Annotated in this window: 12 protein-coding genes; 7 read left to right on the top strand and 5 right to left on the bottom strand. The window is 60.5% G+C overall.

Annotated elements, in window-relative coordinates:
- Positions 1-57: 57 nt before the first annotated feature.
- On the top strand, positions 58-909 hold the full coding sequence (locus tag ACQY47_RS28535; protein ID WP_017139121.1) for a CAP domain-containing protein: 852 nt from the start codon (positions 58-60) through the stop codon (positions 907-909).
- 161 nt (positions 910-1,070) lie between these two features.
- Positions 1,071-3,257 carry a GAF domain-containing hybrid sensor histidine kinase/response regulator gene (locus ACQY47_RS28530; protein WP_138450224.1) on the top strand — a complete coding sequence of 729 codons (2,187 nt, stop codon included), beginning with the start codon at positions 1,071-1,073 and terminating at the stop codon, positions 3,255-3,257.
- A gap of 4 nt (positions 3,258-3,261) precedes the next feature.
- On the opposite strand, the gene ACQY47_RS28525 is transcribed toward ACQY47_RS28530, so the two are convergent.
- The 4 genes from ACQY47_RS28525 to ACQY47_RS28510 all read right to left on the bottom strand — a co-directional run bounded on the left by ACQY47_RS28525 (position 3,262) and on the right by ACQY47_RS28510 (position 12,217).
- Positions 3,262-4,428, bottom strand: coding sequence for a GGDEF domain-containing protein (locus ACQY47_RS28525; protein WP_017139123.1), 1,167 nt, complete (start codon positions 4,426-4,428; stop codon positions 3,262-3,264).
- A gap of 51 nt (positions 4,429-4,479) precedes the next feature.
- Positions 4,480-6,717 (bottom strand): 1,4-alpha-glucan branching protein GlgB, encoded by a 2,238-nt coding sequence (gene glgB / locus ACQY47_RS28520; protein WP_428553979.1) that lies wholly within the window; start codon positions 6,715-6,717, stop codon positions 4,480-4,482.
- Positions 6,714-10,061 carry a maltose alpha-D-glucosyltransferase gene (gene treS / locus ACQY47_RS28515; protein WP_428553976.1) on the bottom strand — a complete coding sequence of 1,116 codons (3,348 nt, stop codon included), beginning with the start codon at positions 10,059-10,061 and terminating at the stop codon, positions 6,714-6,716. Before treS ends, glgB begins: the two co-directional genes overlap by 4 nt.
- Positions 10,062-10,228: 167 nt before the next feature.
- Positions 10,229-12,217, bottom strand: coding sequence for an alpha-1,4-glucan--maltose-1-phosphate maltosyltransferase (locus tag ACQY47_RS28510; protein WP_428553973.1), 1,989 nt, complete (start codon positions 12,215-12,217; stop codon positions 10,229-10,231).
- Positions 12,218-12,420: 203 nt separating this feature from the next.
- Between ACQY47_RS28510 and ACQY47_RS28505 the strand changes: the two genes are divergently transcribed.
- On the top strand, positions 12,421-12,588 hold the full coding sequence (locus ACQY47_RS28505) for a hypothetical protein (protein WP_017139127.1): 168 nt from the start codon (positions 12,421-12,423) through the stop codon (positions 12,586-12,588).
- Between the two features lie 178 nt (positions 12,589-12,766).
- A complete protein-coding gene (locus ACQY47_RS28500) occupies positions 12,767-13,315 on the top strand; it encodes a hypothetical protein (RefSeq protein WP_428553970.1) in 549 nt (182 codons plus the stop codon).
- An 8-nt stretch (positions 13,316-13,323) separates the two neighbouring features.
- Here ACQY47_RS28500 and ACQY47_RS28495 read toward each other — a convergent pair whose 3' ends face one another.
- On the bottom strand, positions 13,324-13,821 hold the full coding sequence (locus ACQY47_RS28495; RefSeq protein WP_017139129.1) for an MgtC/SapB family protein: 498 nt from the start codon (positions 13,819-13,821) through the stop codon (positions 13,324-13,326).
- Between the two features lie 120 nt (positions 13,822-13,941).
- On the opposite strand from ACQY47_RS28495, the gene ACQY47_RS28490 reads away from it, so the two are divergent.
- The 3 genes from ACQY47_RS28490 to mapR all read left to right on the top strand — a co-directional run bounded on the left by ACQY47_RS28490 (position 13,942) and on the right by mapR (position 17,341).
- Positions 13,942-14,181, top strand: a complete 240-nt coding sequence (locus ACQY47_RS28490; protein ID WP_428553966.1) for a DUF3203 family protein — start codon at positions 13,942-13,944, stop codon at positions 14,179-14,181.
- A 184-nt stretch (positions 14,182-14,365) separates the two neighbouring features.
- On the top strand, positions 14,366-15,775 hold the full coding sequence (gene ccoG / locus ACQY47_RS28485; RefSeq protein ID WP_099548274.1) for a cytochrome c oxidase accessory protein CcoG: 1,410 nt from the start codon (positions 14,366-14,368) through the stop codon (positions 15,773-15,775).
- Positions 15,776-15,931: 156 nt separating this feature from the next.
- On the top strand, positions 15,932-17,341 hold the full coding sequence (mapR, locus tag ACQY47_RS28480) for a GntR family transcriptional regulator MpaR (protein ID WP_017139132.1): 1,410 nt from the start codon (positions 15,932-15,934) through the stop codon (positions 17,339-17,341).
- Positions 17,342-17,406 lie beyond the last annotated feature (65 nt).

The following is a 17,406-nucleotide window of genomic DNA, read 5'->3' as shown; positions in this document are numbered from 1 at the left end:
CCCCAAACCGGGTTACTTCGCGCATCATGGGCACTTTCAAGCTCAAGGGTAACGTCCATGCGCGTGCTGTCATTGATGATGGGTCTGACGACGCTGGCCGCCAATGTGGTGTTCTGCGCCAGCGCGATGGCGAATGAAGAAAGTCAGTTAGTGCAACAGATCAACGAATACCGCAGCCACGTACAACGCTGCGGCAACCAGGGTTCCCAGGAACTGCCACCGCTGGCCAGCGACACCCGACTGGTGCTGCCGGCCACCAATGTCGGCGACTTGCAGCAGGCGCTGGCGCGGGCCGCGTACCCGATGGTGAATGTGCAGGCCATCAGCCTCTCCGGCCCCAAAGACGCCGAGGCGGCGATGAAGGCCGTGCGCGAAAGCTTCTGCCGCGTGGTGCTGGACCCGCAATTTGTCGATATTGGCGTGAGCAACAGCGGCCAGGACTGGCGCATCGTGCTGGCGCGCCCGCTGCTCACCAGCGGCCTTGGCGACTGGCAGACCGAGGGCAAAAAACTTCTCGACCTGGTCAACACCGCCCGTCAACAACCGCGCCAATGCGGCACCCAGGCGTTTAGCGCGACCACGCCGCTGTCGTGGAATGACGACTTGGCCAGCGCCGCCAACAGCCATTCGCGCAACATGGCTAATGGCAATTTCTTCGACCACCTGGATCATGACGGCCGCACGCCTGGTGATCGTGCGGAACTGGCCGGGTACATCGCAAAAAACATCGGCGAAAACATCGCCGCTGGCCTCGACAACCCGCGCAAGGTGGTGGACGGCTGGCTCGCCAGCCCCGGGCATTGCGCCAACCTGATGAACCCGCAATTTCGTGAATTGGGCGCGGCCTACGCCATGGACCCCAAGAGTGATGCCGGCATTTATTGGACGGGGGTTCTCGGCGCGCAATAGGCGTCTTAGGCCCGACTGCAGGCCTATTCATTTGTATAGAACATCAAATTGCTATCACCTGAATAATCGTGCTGAACTGGCAGCATTCATTCCGGTCTGTTGCTTGTTAGCCTGCCCGCTTCAGGCCCTCGACAGACCGTGGTAAACAAGGTGTTCTCGCAATGATGAATTGGCTGCAAAGCAGCAGCGAAATGGCTGAGCGGGTTCGCCAGCATGACTGGGCGAACACGCCACTAGGCCCGCTGGAGCAGTGGCCCGACGTGCTCAAGACCACCGTAGCGCTGTGCTTCGCATCGAGCTTTCCCCAGGCGATTGTCTGGGGGCCGCAGTTGATCACACTCTACAACGATGCATTCATTCCGATCCTGGGCACCAAGCCCGACCCGTTGGGGCGCCCGTTCAACGAGGTGTGGCATGAGGTGTGGGCGGATATCAGCCCCATCGCCGATGCCGCCTTCCAAGGCCATGCCACCTACATCGAAAATTTCCCCCTGGTGATTGAACGCGGCCCGACGCGGGAACAGGCGTACTTCACCTTTTGTTATAGCCCGATTCGCGACCCCGAGGGCAAGGTGGTCGGCATTCTCGACACCGTGTCGGAAACCACCACCACAGTATTCCTCGCCCGTCGCCTGGCGGTATTGGAAGCCATCAGCCACACGGTGGCCAATGCGGCAGATGCCGAAACCATTCTGAGCAGCACCACTCAATTGGTCGCCGAACATCTGCAGGTGAGTAACTGCGCCTACGCCGATATGGACGCCGATGAAGACGGCTTCACCATCCGTGACAATTGGACAGCCCCCGGTTCGCCCAGCATTATCGGCTGCTACAGCCTGGCGGCTTTCGGTGAAACGGCCGTCAACTGCCTGCGGGCCGGTGAGCCACTGGTGATCCATGACAACCTGCGCGAGCTGCCACCAGAAGAGTCAGCGTCCTTTCAGGCACTGGGCGTCAGCGCCACGATCTGCATGCCACTCATCAAAAATGGTCGGCTGACGGCCTTGATGGCGGTACACGATAAAGTCCCACGGCTGTGGTCGAGCTACGACCTGGCTTTGCTGCGCGAAGTCACCGAGCGCTCCTGGGCGCATATCGAGCGCGTGCGCGCCGATGCCCATGTGCGTGAAGGGCTGGCAGCCTTTGCCGAACTCAACACCACCCTGGAGCAGCGTGTCGAAGAACGCACCCTGGCGCTGGCCCAGGCCGAAGCCGCTCTGCGCCAGTCGCAGAAACTCGAAGCCATCGGCCAGTTGACGGGTGGCGTGGCCCATGACTTCAACAACCTGCTGACCATCATCCGCTCCTCGGTGGATTTTCTACGCCAGCCGGGGTTGTCCGAAGAGCGCCGCCAACGCTACATGAGCGCGGTGTCCGACACTGTCGAGCGGGCCAGCAAACTCACCAGCCAACTGCTCGCCTTTGCCCGCCGCCAACCGCTGAACCCGGAAGTTTTCGATGTAAGCCTGCGGGTCAAGAACATCGGCGAGATGCTCGAAAGCCTCACCGGTGCGCGTATCCGCGTGCAGTTGGAGTTGCCGCAGCGACCGTGCCATGTGCGCGTCGACTCCAGCCAATTTGAAACCGCCCTGATCAATATCGCGCTCAATGCCCGCGATGCCATGGAAGGTCAAGGCACCCTGACCCTGCGCGTCGCCCACATTGCCAGACTGCCGCGTATCCGTGGCGATGCCGAATCAAACCAGCCCTTTGTGAGCATTGCCTTGGCCGATACCGGCAGCGGCATTGCCGTTGACACCGTCGAGCGCATTTTCGAACCCTTCTTTACCACCAAGGCGGTGGGCAAAGGTACCGGGCTTGGCTTGTCCCAGGTGTTCGGGTTTGCCAAACAGTCCGGTGGCAACGTCGACGTCACCAGCAACCTCGGCCAGGGCAGCGTGTTTACCTTGTATCTACCCGAGGCCGAGCCTGTGGCGGTGCAGGCCTGCCCGGTCCAGGAAGATCAGAGCCCGCTGCCCGCCACTGCGGCGCGCCACATCCTGATAGTCGAAGACAACCTCGAGGTCGGCCGTTTTGCCAACCAGATCCTGCAGGACCTGGGTTACCGCACCACCTGGGCCACCCATGCCGAGCAGGCACTGGCACTGGCCGGCCCGGACGGCATGGCGTTTGACGCGATTTTCTCGGATGTGGTGATGCCAGGCATGACCGGCGTGGCCATGAGCAAACTGCTGCGCCAGCGCCGCCCCGACTTGCCGGTGGTGCTCACGTCAGGCTACAGCGAAGAACTGGCCGACAGCGGTTATGAAGGCTTCGAATTCCTCCCCAAGCCCTACTCCGCCGACCAAGTGGCGCGGGCATTGGCCAGGTCGATGCTCAAGGAGTGAGGCGCTACTGCGCGACGGCCACCTGATTACGCCCCATAGCCTTGGCGCGGTACAGCGCTTTGTCGGCGTTGTTCATCAGGCTGTGCAAGTCCTGATCAAGGCTGCGGGTAGTGGCCACACCAAGGCTGGCGGTCAAGCCCTTCACCGGTTCACAGGTCAGGCCCGAAATCGCCTGGACCAGTTGCTCGGCGATGCCTCGCGCGGTTTCCAGTGAAGTGTTGGGCAGCAACACCGCGAATTCTTCACCACCGAGCCGACCATAAACATCGGCCTGGCGAAACGACGTGCTGATCACCCCGCCAATCTGGCGCAACACCTGGTCGCCGGCCTGATGGCCGTAGGTGTCGTTGATGTCCTTGAAATGGTCCATGTCCATCATCAACGCGCTCAGCGGCTGCTGGTGGTGGTGGCAATGCGCGTACAGCAGGTGGGCCTGTTCGAAAAACGCGCGACGGTTCATCAGCCCGGTGAGCTCGTCGGTCTGGGCAGCACGCGTGGAGATATGGTGAGCACGTTCCATCTGTCGGGTCAGTCGGAAGGCTTTTTCCAGCGCATCCGAGAGCTTGCGCGTGGCACTGACCACAAAGGTCGAGAACACCAGCACCGCAATTGCCACACCTACTTGCATCGGCGCCGGCTGGAACAGCAACCACAGGGTACACGGCAACAGTACCAGCGCCATGGAGCCCAGGGTCATATAGCGATAGGCCGAATAACACGAAACCGCGCTCACTGACATGCCCACGGTAAACAGCATGACCAGCACCTGGGAGACACGATCATCCGTCGGCATCACGGCCAGGGCGCCGAGGCCCCAGGTGCCGGCTGACAGCATCAGCGTGACCCAATAGCGGCGTTCCCAGCGCCGGGGCGTGCGCTCGCTGTCGGGGCAGCGAAACCAGTCGGTGAACAGTTTGACGCGCACCAGCGATGTCACCGCCAGCAACCCCAGCCAGACCAGCATGACCTTGTGGTCAAACCGGCCCCAACACAGCCAGCAGAGCATGACAGCGCCCAGGTAGCTGCCGAAAATAGCCGAGAACGATTGGCGAAACAGCTGGTGCAAACGGTCGGTTCGCACCTGCTGTTCGATGAGTTCATCCGGGTCTTGCCCACGCCCAAGGCCGTTCATGAAATGCGCCTGCTTCGACTGCCACGACAAAGGCGCCATTGTGGCACCCTGCCAGTAGTGCGGACAACAGAATCCACCACACTAGAGCCGTTACAGCGCTTGCGGGCGAAGAATCAACACGCCCAAAGGCGGCAGATTCAGCGACAGCGACACCGGCTGCCCATGGCGCGGCTCCTCTTGGGTGAGCACTTCGCCGCCGTTGCCATAATTGGAGCCGGCATAGGTGTCGGCATCACTGTTGATCACCTCGCTCCAGCGCCCGGCAAACGGCACGCCGACCGCGTAGCCCTCACGCGGCACCGGGGTGAAGTTGGCCACCACCAGCACCGGTTTGCCGTCCTTGCTCCAGCGTAGCCAGGCATAGACACTGTTGATCGCATCGTCGCCAATCAACCACTGGAACCCTTGGGGCGCATCGTCCTGCTCATGCAGCGCCGGTTCCTCGCGGTACAGGCGGTTAAGGTCACCGACCAGTTTCTGCACGCCTCGGTGTTCGGGGTATTGCAGCAAGTACCAATCCAACTGCTGATCGTGGTTCCACTCGCGCCACTGGCCGAATTCGCAGCCCATAAACAGCAGCTTCTTGCCGGGGTGCATCCACATAAAGCTCAGATAGGCGCGCAGGTTGGCGAATTTCTGCCAGCGATCGCCGGGCATCTTGTCGATCAGTGAGTGCTTGCCGTGCACCACTTCATCGTGGGAGATCGGCAGGATAAAGCGTTCGGACCACGCATACACCAGGCCGAAACTCAGCTCATTGTGATGATGGGCGCGGTACACCGGGTCTTGCTGGATGTAGTGCAGCGAATCGTGCATCCAGCCCATGTTCCATTTGTAGTTAAAACCCAGGCCGCCCTGCTGCGTGCTCTGGCTGACGCCCGGCCAGGCTGTGGACTCTTCGGCAATCACCAGCGCGCCCGGCGCTTCCAGCGCGACCACATCATTGAGATGGCGCAGGAAGTCGATGGCCTCCAGGTTTTCGCGGCCGCCATGGCGGTTAGGCACCCACTCACCGGCTTTGCGCGAATAATCGCGATACAGCATTGAGGCCACGGCATCTACGCGCAAACCGTCGATGTGGAAGTGCTTGAGCCAATGCAACGCCGAAGCGAGCATAAAGCCGTGCACTTCGGTGCGGCCCAGGTTGTAGATCAGCGTGTCCCAGTCCTGGTGGAAGCCTTCCAGCGGGTTGGCGTATTCGTACAAGGCCGTGCCGTCGAACTGGGCCAGGCCGTGGGTATCGGTGGGGAAATGCGCCGGCACCCAGTCCAGAATCACACCGATGTCGGCCTGGTGCAGGGCGTTGACGAAAAACCCGAAGTCCTCCGGCGAGCCAAAGCGTGCGCTCGGCGCAAACTGCGACAGCGCCTGGTAACCCCAGGAGCCACCGAACGGGTGTTCCATGATCGGCATCAGCTCGATATGGGTAAAGCCCAATTGCTGCACATAAGGAATCAAGCGCTCGCCCAGTTCGCGCCAGCCATATTGGCGCGACACTTCACCGGCCTCGTCGAGTTCACACTGCCAGGAACCGACATGCAGCTCATAGATGGATAATGGCGCCGAGGCCTTTTGCTTGTCGGCACGCGCCTGCATCCACTCATGGTCTTGCCAGTCCACCTGCAACGGCGCGGCGACTTTTGAGGCAGTGTCGGGCGGCAGTTGAGTAGCAAGCGCCATGGGGTCGGCCTTGAGCGGCAGAATCCCATGGGCGCCGAGAATCTCGTACTTGTAGGCCGCGCCCGCTTGCAGACGTGGGATAAAGATCTCCCACACGCCCGACGGATGCCGCAGTCGCATCGGATGGCGGCGGCCATCCCAGATATTGAAGTCACCCACCACCGATACCCGCCGCGCATTCGGCGCCCACACCGCAAAACGCACGCCTTGCACGCCGTCGACGCTGGTGACCTGCGCCCCCAGGCAACTGCTGAGGTCACGGTGATTGCCTTCGGCGAACAGGTACAAATCCATCTCACCCAGCAGCAACTGGCTGAAGCTGTAGGGGTCTTCGGTGATCTGCTCGCCGCCGGCCCACTGGATCTTCAGCAGGTAGCCCTGGCGCGTGGAAAAATGCCCGACAAACAAACCCGGCACCTGGGTCGCGTCCAGGCTGCCGATGGCTTCACCGCTTTCGCGGGCCAACACGTGGACGCTCAAGGCTTCGGGCAGGAACGCGCGGATAAATTGCCCGCCCTGCTCGTCATCGTGCGGCCCCAGGATGGAAAAAGGGTCCGGGTGTTCCGCGCGCACCAGCGCTTCTACATCTTTGGGCGCCGGCATGGCGGTCAACTTCGCTTGCAGCGGTTCTCTCTGTGTAAAACTCATGACGTCTCCCCACCGCGTGCATTATTCGCTTGAGATAGCAGCCCGCTGAGTAAACCGTGCAGCCCTTGCAGGGGCACCGGCAACCAGGTCGGGCGATTTTCTGCTTCGTAAGCCACTTCGTACGCGGCCTTCTCCAGGCTGAACAACGTCAGCGCTGCGTCCTGCCCATTGGCATCCTGCCAGTCATGCGCCAGTGTAGACGTAGCCTGATGATAAGCCTGGATAAATGCCTTGCGCGCTTCACTCAGGTAACGGTCAGTCACACGCTGGCGGGCGGTATCCGCTTGCGGCGAGTGATCCACACCTTGCACATTCAGGGCCATGGCGGCGGCGTAATCAAACGAGCGCAGCACGCCACTTACATCTTTATACGGGCTGTGCTTGCCGCGCCGTTCATGCAGCGGGCGCGCAGGCTCGCCTTCAAAGTCGATCAAGTACGCATCGCCCTTGACCACCAGCACCTGCCCCAGGTGCAAGTCACCGTGGACACGAATGCGCAAACCGCCGGCCGTGGCTTTCGCCAGGGCCTGGACACTGCTGGCCAGCGCTTTTTTATGCCCCAGCATTTCACTGACCAGCGCCTGATCGGCGGGGTTCAACTGGCTTTGATGAAGTTTTAACAACTGCAGCGCGCGGTCGATCTGCGCGCCGACGTCCTTGGCCCAGGCCTGGGTGTCCTTGGCCGTGGTGGTCTCGGGCTTGAAGTCTTGGTTGGTGGTTTGTGCTGCCAGCACCCCATGCATTTCGCCCAGGCGCTGGCCGAGTAAACCGGCAAAATCCTGCAGTTCACCCAAGGCGTTGTAATGCTGCTCCTGCTCGGAAATCGCTTGGGCCAGCTCGTCGCGAATCGCGCGCTCCAGGTTGTTCTGGGTCCAGCTCCAGGCGTCGCCCTGGTTGCTCAGGTAGCCTTGGGCAATCATCAGCAGGTTGTCCTGCCCCTCGCCATCGCGACGAATCATCGAGCCCAGCAACGGCGAAATATTCGGGTAATCGGCGGCCGTCAGGTAAGCGCTCATTTCCAGCTCCGGGTGCACCCCGGCGCTGACTTTGCGGATCAGCTTGAGCACCAGGCTCTCGCCCACCACCACCGAACTGTTGGACTGCTCGGCCGACAGGTAGCGCACCTGCGCCTCATCGGTCAGTTGCAGCGCGGCCAAGTGCGGCGTGGCTTCAAAACGCAAATCACCTTCGTGAGTAGTCAACACGGTGCCCGCCTGCAAACCCTGGATCACCGCCCGGATAAAGTGTTCCAGGCTAAAGGCATCGGTAACGAGCCCAACCTGACGCCCCCGGCGTACGCGGGCCAGCGCCAGTTGCTGGGGCAAGGCACTGGTGAACTGGTCTTCGGCTAAAAAGCCGAACGGCAATTGATAACGACTGACCTGGCCGCCGCTGGTCACATCGACCTCACTGAGCAGCACCGGATGCTGCGGGTCGCCAAACCGCACGCCGTAGGCAATTTGCACCTGGTCGATGGCCGTGTCTTTACCGGCATACCAGCGCCGCTTGGGCAACCATGCCGGCAGCGAGGTGTGCTCCAGGGTGGTGCGGCACGGCTCGTCGAGTAACTCTTCCATGCGTTGTTTGAGCACCAGCGTGGTGAAATCCGGCATGCTCTGCGCCGGCTCCACATGCCAGCTGGGCATCTGGTTTTCGGCCGCCAGCACAAACCAATAGAAACCGTACGGCGCCAGGGTCAGCAGGAAATTCAGCTGGCCGATGGGCGGGAACGCGTTACCGCCGAGCATCTCCACCGGCACCATGCCGGCGAAGGCGGATAAGTCCAGCTCGGCCGCCTGGGCGCTGCGCGACACGTTGGCCACGCACAGGATGGTTTCCGTGCGGCCATCGTCGCCGGTGAACTCACGGGTATACGCCAGGATGCGGCGGTTGCTCGGCGAGAGCATTTTCAGGCTTCCACGCCCGAAGGCCTTGGACTGCTTACGCACCGCCAACATGCGCCGGGTCCAGTTCAGCAGCGAATGCGGGTCCTGGGCCTGGGTTTCGACGTTGACCGACAGGTAGCCATATTGCGGGTCCATGATCGGCGGCAACACCAGGCTGGCCGGGTCGGCGCGCGAGAAGCCGCCGTTACGGTCGATGGACCATTGCATCGGCGTGCGCACGCCGTCGCGGTCGCCCAGGTAGATGTTGTCGCCCATGCCGATTTCATCGCCGTAGTACAACGTCGGCGTGCCGGGCATCGACAGCAACAAGCTGTTGAGCAGTTCAACGCGGCGACGGTCACGCTCCATCAGCGGCGCCAGGCGCCGACGAATGCCCAGGTTAATGCGCGCACGGCGGTCGGCGGCGTAGTAGTTCCACAGGTAGTCGCGCTCTTTGTCGGTGACCATTTCAAGGGTCAGTTCATCGTGGTTGCGCAGGAAGATCGCCCACTGGCAGTTGGCGGGGATCTCCGGGGTCTGGCGCAGAATATCGGTAATCGGGAAACGATCTTCCTGGGCCAGCGCCATGTACATGCGCGGCATCAGCGGGAAGTGGAAGGCCATGTGGCATTCATCGCCGTCGTCGCCTTTTTTGTCACCAAAGTACAGCTGAGTATCTTCCGGCCACTGGTTGGCTTCGGCCAGCAGCATGCGGTCGGGGTAATGCGCGTCGATCTCGGCGCGGATCTGCTTGAGCACGCCGTGGGTTTCCGGCAGGTTCTCGTTGTTGGTGCCGTCGCGTTCGATCAGGTAGGGAATGGCGTCCAGACGCAGGCCGTCGATGCCCATGTCCAGCCAGTAGCGCATCACCGAGAGCACGGCTTTCATGACTTGCGGGTTGTCGAAGTTGAGGTCCGGCTGGTGCGAGTAGAACCGGTGCCAGAAGTACTGGCCGGCGACCGGGTCCCAGGTCCAGTTGGACTTTTCGGTGTCGAGGAAAATGATGCGGGTGCCGTCGTACTTCTGGTCGTCATCGGACCACACGTAGAAGTCCCGTGCCGCCGAGCCCGGCTTGGCCTTGCGCGCCCGCTGGAACCACGGATGCTGGTCGGAGGTGTGGTTGATCACCAGTTCAGTGATGACCCGCAGGCCCCGTTTGTGCGCCTCACTGATAAAGCGCTTGGCGTCGGCCATCGTCCCGTAGTCGCTGTGCACGCCACGGTACTCGGCGATGTCATAGCCGTCGTCGCGGCGCGGCGACGGGTAGAACGGCAGCAGCCAGATGGTGTTGACGCCCAGGTCGGCGATGTAGTCGAGCTTGGCGATCAGGCCGGGAAAGTCGCCGATACCGTCATTATTGGAATCGAAATAGGATTTGACGTGAACTTGGTAGATCACCGCGTCCTTGTACCAGAGCGGGTCTTTGATAAAAGTGGCTGGGGTGGGTTTCTTCGCCATTGGAAACTCCTGGAACACTGAAAATTGTGCAGAAGACATGCAATCAAGGTGGGAGCTGGCTTGCCTGCGATAGCGGTGGGCCAGCTAGCCTTTTCGGTGCTGACATACCGCTATCGCAGGCAAGCCAGCTCCCACAGTTGATCCCTGACAGTAAATCCCTGTCAGGCTCAGGAGACGGTGATACGCCAGATCCCGAAAGGCATCTGCGGCTCGATGCGCATCCACTGGTTCTTGCCATACCAGGTCCAGCGATGGCCATTCATCAGGTCTTCGCCTTGGGTCTGGGCGTCGTCCGGCAGGCCCAGCTCCCACAGGGGCAATTCGAAATGGGCCTCTTGGGCGTTAAACGGGTCAAGGTTGACCGCCACCAGGATAAAATTGCTGCCGTCATCGCTGCGCTTGCCGAAGTACAGGATGTTGTCGTTCCAGGCGTTATAGAGCTTCAAGCCCAGATGGGTGTGCAGTGCCGGGTTCTGCCGACGAATACGATTGAGCTGGGCGACCTCGGCAATGATGTTGCCGGGCGCGGTGAAGTCCCTGGGGCGAATTTCGTATTTTTCCGAGTCCAGGTATTCCTCCTTACCCGGTACCGGCGCCGCTTCGCACAGTTCAAACCCCGAATACATGCCCCACAAGCCTGAGCCCATGGTGGCCAGGGCGGCGCGGATGAGAAAGCCCGGGCGCCCGGATTCGTGCAGGAAGCCGGGGTTGATGTCCGGGGTATTGACAAAGAAATTCGGCCTGAAGCACTCGCGCCACGGCGATTCGTTCAACTGTGTGAAGTACTCGCTCAACTCGGCCTTGGTGTTACGCCAGGTGAAGTAGGTGTAGCTCTGGGAATAACCGACCTTGCCCAAGCGCGCCATCATCGCTGGCGTGGTGAAGGCTTCAGCCAGGAAGATCACCTCCGGGTGCCTGGAGCGCACATCGCTGATCAGCCATTGCCAAAACGGTAGCGGCTTGGTGTGCGGGTTATCCACGCGAAAGGTTTTCACGCCCTCTTGCACCCAACCTACAACAATGTCGCGTAACTCGGTCCACAGGCTCGGAATAGAGTCGGCGGCATAGAAGTCGACGTTAACGATATCCTGGTATTTTTTCGGCGGGTTTTCGGCGTATTTGATCGTGCCGTCCGGGCGCCAGTTGAACCAGCCTGGATGCTGCTTGAGCCACGGGTGGTCCTGGGAGCACTGAATGGCAAAGTCGAGGGCGATTTCCAGGCCATGCTCGGCGGCGGCCTTGACCAGCCGGCGGAAGTCGTCGCGGCTGCCCAACTGCGGGTGGATGGCTTCATGGCCGCCCTCCTCGCTACCGATCGCATAAGGGCTGCCGGGGTCATCGGCGCCTGCGGTCAGCGAGTTATTCTTGCCCTTGCGATGGCTGCGGCCGATCGGGTGGATCGGCGGAAAATACAGCACGTCAAAGCCCATGTCATGGATCATCGACAGCCGCGCATGCACGTCATTAAAGGTGCCGTGGCGCGCCGGATCGTCGGTGATCGAGCGCGGAAACAGCTCGTACCAACTGGCAAATTGTGCGGCCTCACGCTCCACGTCGAGCGGGTATACGGTGCTGATGCTCAAGTAAGCGCGGTGGTCGGCCTGGGTCATCAAATGTGCACTGTCTTCGTGCAAGAACTGCGCGACCTGCTCGGTTTCCAGCAAGCCCGACAGCTCGTGGTGCAGCAGCATCAAGCGGTCGCGTAACTCATTGTCGCTGCGCTCGGCGGCCTGCAACACCAGGCTGCGGCCTTCCTGCAGCTCAAGGCTGACCGGCACACCGGCCTCATGTTTTTTGCGCAGTTCGTAGCAGAAGCTCGCAAAGGTATCAATCCAGGCTTCGATGCAGTATTCGTGCGGGCCTTGCTGGGCCACGGTAAACGCGCCCTCCCAGCCATTGTTGCCCACATCCGTCATCACTACGCTGTGCCAGCTTTCGTCCTGCAGCGGGCGCCAGCGGATAAGCACGGCGAGCTTGTCATGGCCGTCGGCAAACACCTTGCTGGTGACGGTGACGCGCTGGCCCACCACGGCCTTCACAGCAAATTCGCCGCCATCAATGACGGGCGTAGTGCTTTCAATCGCGATCCTTGGCAACAACAAGGCCTGGGACAGCGGCAATATGGAGTCTTCTGGAGTCAGTGTTTCAGCAGTCATCGAGCATCTTCCCCTTACGCCCTGTGGACGCTCTTTGCTTGATCCGAATTCTGAGACGGCGACGCTCTCCCTGAGCAGGGCCGTAATAGGTCCGAGCCTGGGCTGCGCTGAAAAGTTCAGGTGGATGTGCCGCCATTGGGCGGGAATCAAACCTGCCCGGCGGTTGTCCACCGATAGAGCAAAGCACAAAGGAGGCCACACCGATGAATATCCCGATCCCGGCTGAAACCCCGGACCCGAATATCGACAATCCAACGCTGCCGCCGAGTGAACCGGAACCGATCCCGGAGAAGGAACCACCGGAAAACCTGCCGCCACCCGTGGAGGAGCCGCCCACAACCATGCCGCCGGTGATTGTTCAACCTTGTTGATCAACGCCATCACTCACACGCGTACTCGCGTCAGGATGCCTGCCTTAAAAACGCATTAACCTGCGCGCACAGGTGAAATAGCCTACATCTCGCCTGTGCGCCTATTGCTACAGTCCCACACGCGCTTACTTGAGCACATTTCATCTACCCCCCTCTTAAACGCGAGCAGGTTAATACCATGTCGGACATTCACGTGAAGCAAAGCCGCCACCAACACGTACATTCAGACGTTTCCGTCAGCCGGCGTTATCTCACAGAGCTTAAAGCAAGCCTCACAGAGGAGGACATCGCCCAGGTGTTGCGTGCGCCCAACGACCTGAAGTCGCGTAAAGTCCTCAATGAAATGCGCATGCATTTCAGCCAGGAAAGTGTCGACTCCATGTTGAAAGAACCAGACGCCGAGGAAGTTGCTCACCTCCTGACGGACATCGGCAAGTTCCTGCAAAAAAATAGTGACGAGGCCTGCGTAAAATTATCCACCCAACTTTATTTCAGCGACTATCAGGCAGCCTATGACGAACAGAAAATCGCCTTACTGTTAAAGTTGATATCGGGTAAGGACGATTATGGCTTTCGCCATGTCTATGAGTTTTTCAAAGGCACGGCCGGAGCATTCGAGCACCTGAATGGGTGCGTGGAGGACACAGCCCAAACGGTGATGGATATGAACACCATCACCGAAGCGCTCAACCCAACACACATTAAATCAAGGATGAAGGCTCACTGATCATGGACTCAACGTTCCTTCTCGAAGAGCCTGACGACTTTGGGCATTAAGCCAAGTACAACGAGCGCCAGCAGTGTACTCAATACCGCCGTTGATTCACGCCCAACCCCTGCCGCCACGCCAATGGCGGCGGTCATCCACAACCCGGCAGCGGTGGTCAGGCCTTTGACGTGCTGGCCCTCTTCATCCTCCTTGCCCTTGAGGATAGTGCCGGCACCCAGGAAGCCGATCCCGGCGATAACCCCCTGCAAAACCCTGCTCATGGCGTCCGACTGGCTGCCTGACATCTGCGGCACCAGCACAAACAGTGCAGCGCCCAAGGCCACGAGCATGTGGGTGCGCACCCCCGCCGCCTTGCCCTTTTGCTCACGCTCAAACCCCAGGATACCGCCCAGGATCGCGGCGATAAGCAGGCGAACGGTTATCTGAGTGAGCTGCTTTGCATCAGCGATGTCAGCAAATTCTGCATGCAGGGTTTGAAGCACTTCTTGCCACCAGGCGTCCATGGTCGTTATCCGTTTTAGTGTGGTTAGACGATGGACAGCGCCGACCGCCAGTCAGTTGCCTGGAACACCTGGCACTGCGCGACGCCCTAACCCATGACTGCCCATAAAAAGGAGAGCACCATGCCTGTACGTATCGACAATCAAACGTGCTTTTTCAAGGTCGCTGACGACGGCCAGGAATACGCCCTGCCCGCCACGGGTGTGACGGTGAGTACCGACAGCGCCAAATCCATGTCTTTTGTAGAGTTACAAGGCGATCGGGTCTACATCACTGAAGCCGAAGCGGACGCACTGACCGGCGCCGGTGCCAGGGACGGTCGCAAACACTTGAAGGCGACCGACAGTGATTCGGTGATTTGATTGATCTGTATCAACCTGCGCACAAGCCAGCTGCACCCCAGGCGCTACGGGGTGCAGCACATTGTCACAGTGACGTATAAAAAGCCCATCTGATCCGCTTTTTATCGACCTACCTGAGTCTGTTATGCAAACAGCGTGAAGTTCATAGTTCATTGGCCTGATGGAGGCTGATGAGCGAACGACCATGAGCGAAAGAATCCCAACCGTGGACACCTTTGAGCCCATACACCCAAAGAAGGTGAAGGCCAAATCCAGTGACAACCTGATCCATACCCGCAGCTTCACCGGCGTGTTCCGCACTTTGCGTGTGGGCGGTGCCGCTGTGCTGTTCCTGGCGTTTTTTGGCACCGTGTGGCTGAACTGGTCCGGGCGCCAAGCCGTGCTGTGGGACTTGGCCGAAAGCAAATTCCACATCTTCGGTGCCACCTTCTGGCCCCAGGATTTCATCCTGCTGTCGGCGCTGTTGATCATCTGCGCTTTCGGCCTGTTTGCCATTACCGTATTTGCCGGCCGCGTTTGGTGCGGCTACACCTGCCCGCAAAGCTCGTTCACCTGGCTGTTCATGTGGTGTGAAAAGGTCACCGAAGGTGAACGCAACCAACGCATCAAACTGCAAGCGGCACCCTGGAGTCTCAACAAACTGGCGCGGCGTTCGGCAAAACATACGCTATGGCTGGGTATCAGCGTGCTGACCGGGCTGACGTTTGTCGGCTACTTCACACCAATCCGCCCGCTGGCCAGTGAGTTGCTGACCTGGCAGATGGGCGGTGTGAGCCTGTTCTGGGTGCTGTTTTTTACCGCAGCCACCTACATCAACGCCGGCTGGCTGCGCGAAGCGGTGTGCATGCACATGTGCCCGTATGCACGTTTTCAGAGCGTGATGTTCGACAAAGACACCCTGACCATTTCCTACGACGCGGCGCGTGGCGAAAGCCGAGGCCCGCGCAAACGCGAGGTGAAACCGGCGCAGGTTGGCCTGGGGGATTGCATCGACTGCCAACTGTGCGTGCAGGTGTGCCCCACCGGCATCGATATCCGCGATGGCCTGCAAATGGAATGCATTGGCTGCGCCGCATGCATCGACGCCTGCGATTCGATCATGGACAAGATGGGCTATGCCCGTGGTCTCGTCAGCTATACCAGCGAGCATCAACTGCAAGGTGGCAAAACGCACCTGCTCAGGCCACGCCTGATCGGCTACAGTGCCGTGCTGCTGGTGATGATCGCCGCCTTGGTGGTGGCCTTGATTGAACGGCCAATGGTGTCGCTGGACGTGACCAAGGACCGTGGCATGTTCCGTGAAAACAGCCAGGGGCTGATCGAAAACATCTACAGCTTGAAGGTCATCAACAAGACCCAGCAGCGCCAGGATTACCGCCTGGAACTGGTGGACGCCGAGGGCTTCCAGTTGCAAGGCAAGACCCGGCTCAGCCTGGCGCCGGGGGAAATCAGCGATGTGCCGGTGTCGGTGGCGTTGCTGGCCGATAAACCGGCGAGCAGCTCGCAGACCTTGCGCTTCAAGGTTGTGGATGTGGATGAACCGTGGATTTACAGTGCAGCGGACAGTCGCTTTGTGGCGCCGTTGAATCGTTGATATCCAACACACACAGAAGATCAAGTGTGGGAGCTGGCTTGCCTGCGATGGCGCCCGGTCTGGCACGGATGATGTTGAATGTGCCACCGTCATCGCAGGCAAGCCAGCTCCCACATTTTGCCCTGCGAACACTAATGGAACGTTAATCAGGCCCCCATGAAACGCTACGAAAAATTTGCCGACGACATCGCAGAACTGATCCGCTCCGGCGTCCTCGGCCCTGGCCAGCGAGTGCCCTCAGTGCGCTATGCCAGCCAGACCTATGGGGTCAGCCCGTCCACGGTGTTCCAGGCTTACTACCTGCTCGAACGCCGTGGCCTGATTCGTGCGCGGCCGCGCTCCGGCTACTTCGTCAACACTCACGCGCCCAGCCCGTTTTCCGAGCCGGTGGTGAGTGAACAGGTGCACGAGTCCACCGAAGTCGATGTGAGTGAGTTGGTGTTCTCAGTGCTCGACTCCATCAAAGACCCCAACACCGTACCGTTCGGCTCGGCCTTCCCCAGCCCCATGTTGTTCCCGCTGCCACGCCTGGCGCGCTCGTTGGCCAGTGCCGGCCGTGAGATGGACCCACGCCTTGTCGTCACCGACATGTCGCCGGGTAACCCGCAACTGCGCCGGCAGATCGCCCTGCGCTACATGGTGGGCGGCCTGATGCTGCCGATGGAAGAGCTGCTGATCACCAACGGCGCCCTGGAAGCGCTGAACCTGTGCCTGCAAGCGGTGACCGAGCCGGGCGACCTGGTCGCTATCGAAGCCCCGGCGTTCTATGCCTGCCTGCAAGTGCTCGAACGCCTGAAGCTCAAGGCGGTGGAAATCCCCGTACACCCACGCGATGGCATCGACCTCAATGCCCTGGCGCAAACCCTTGAGCGCTACCCGATCAAAGCCTGCTGGACCATGACCAGCTTCCAGAACCCCATGGGCGCCACGCTGCCAGAGGCGAAAAAACAGGCGCTGGTGGAACTGCTGCGCAGCCATCAAGTGCCGATGATCGAGGACGATGTATACGCCGAGTTGTATTACGGGCAGCACGCGCCAAAACCGGCCAAGGCCTTCGACACCGAAGGGCTGGTGATGCACTGCGGCTCCTTCGCCAAGAGCCTGGCTCCTGGCTATCGCGTCGGCTGGGTAGCGGCCGGGCGCTATGCGCAGAAGGTTGAACGCCTGAAGCTGATGACTTCGCTGTGCCCCTCGATGCCGGCCCAGGCGGCGATTGCGGACTACCTGCAACACGGCGGCTATGACCGGCACCTGCGTAAATTGCGCTACGCCCTGGAAGAACAGCAGAGCGCCATGCTGGCCGCCATCGCGCGCTATTTCCCGGCACAGACGCGGGTCAGCCAGCCGGCTGGCGGCTATTTCCTGTGGCTGGAACTGCCGGAGCAAACCGATTCGTTGAAGCTGTTCCAAATGGCCCTGGCCCAGGGCATCAGCATTGCGCCGGGGCCGATTTTCTCGGCGACCCAGCGCTTCAGAAATTGCATTCGCTTGAACTACGGCAGCCCGTGGACCGAGGCATCGGAAAAGGCCATGGAAACACTCGGGCGCATTGTGCGGTCCTTCTAGGCTCGGTTGTTGCCTTATCTGACGCCATCGCGGGCAAGCCCGGCTCCCACAGTGAAATGCGTTCC

It is taken from the genome of Pseudomonas edaphica, from assembly GCF_965277385.1.
Lineage (GTDB): Bacteria > Pseudomonadota > Gammaproteobacteria > Pseudomonadales > Pseudomonadaceae > Aquipseudomonas > Aquipseudomonas edaphica.
The sequence above is the reverse complement of the archived record's forward strand: the minus strand, read 5'-3'. Positions and strand labels throughout refer to the sequence as shown.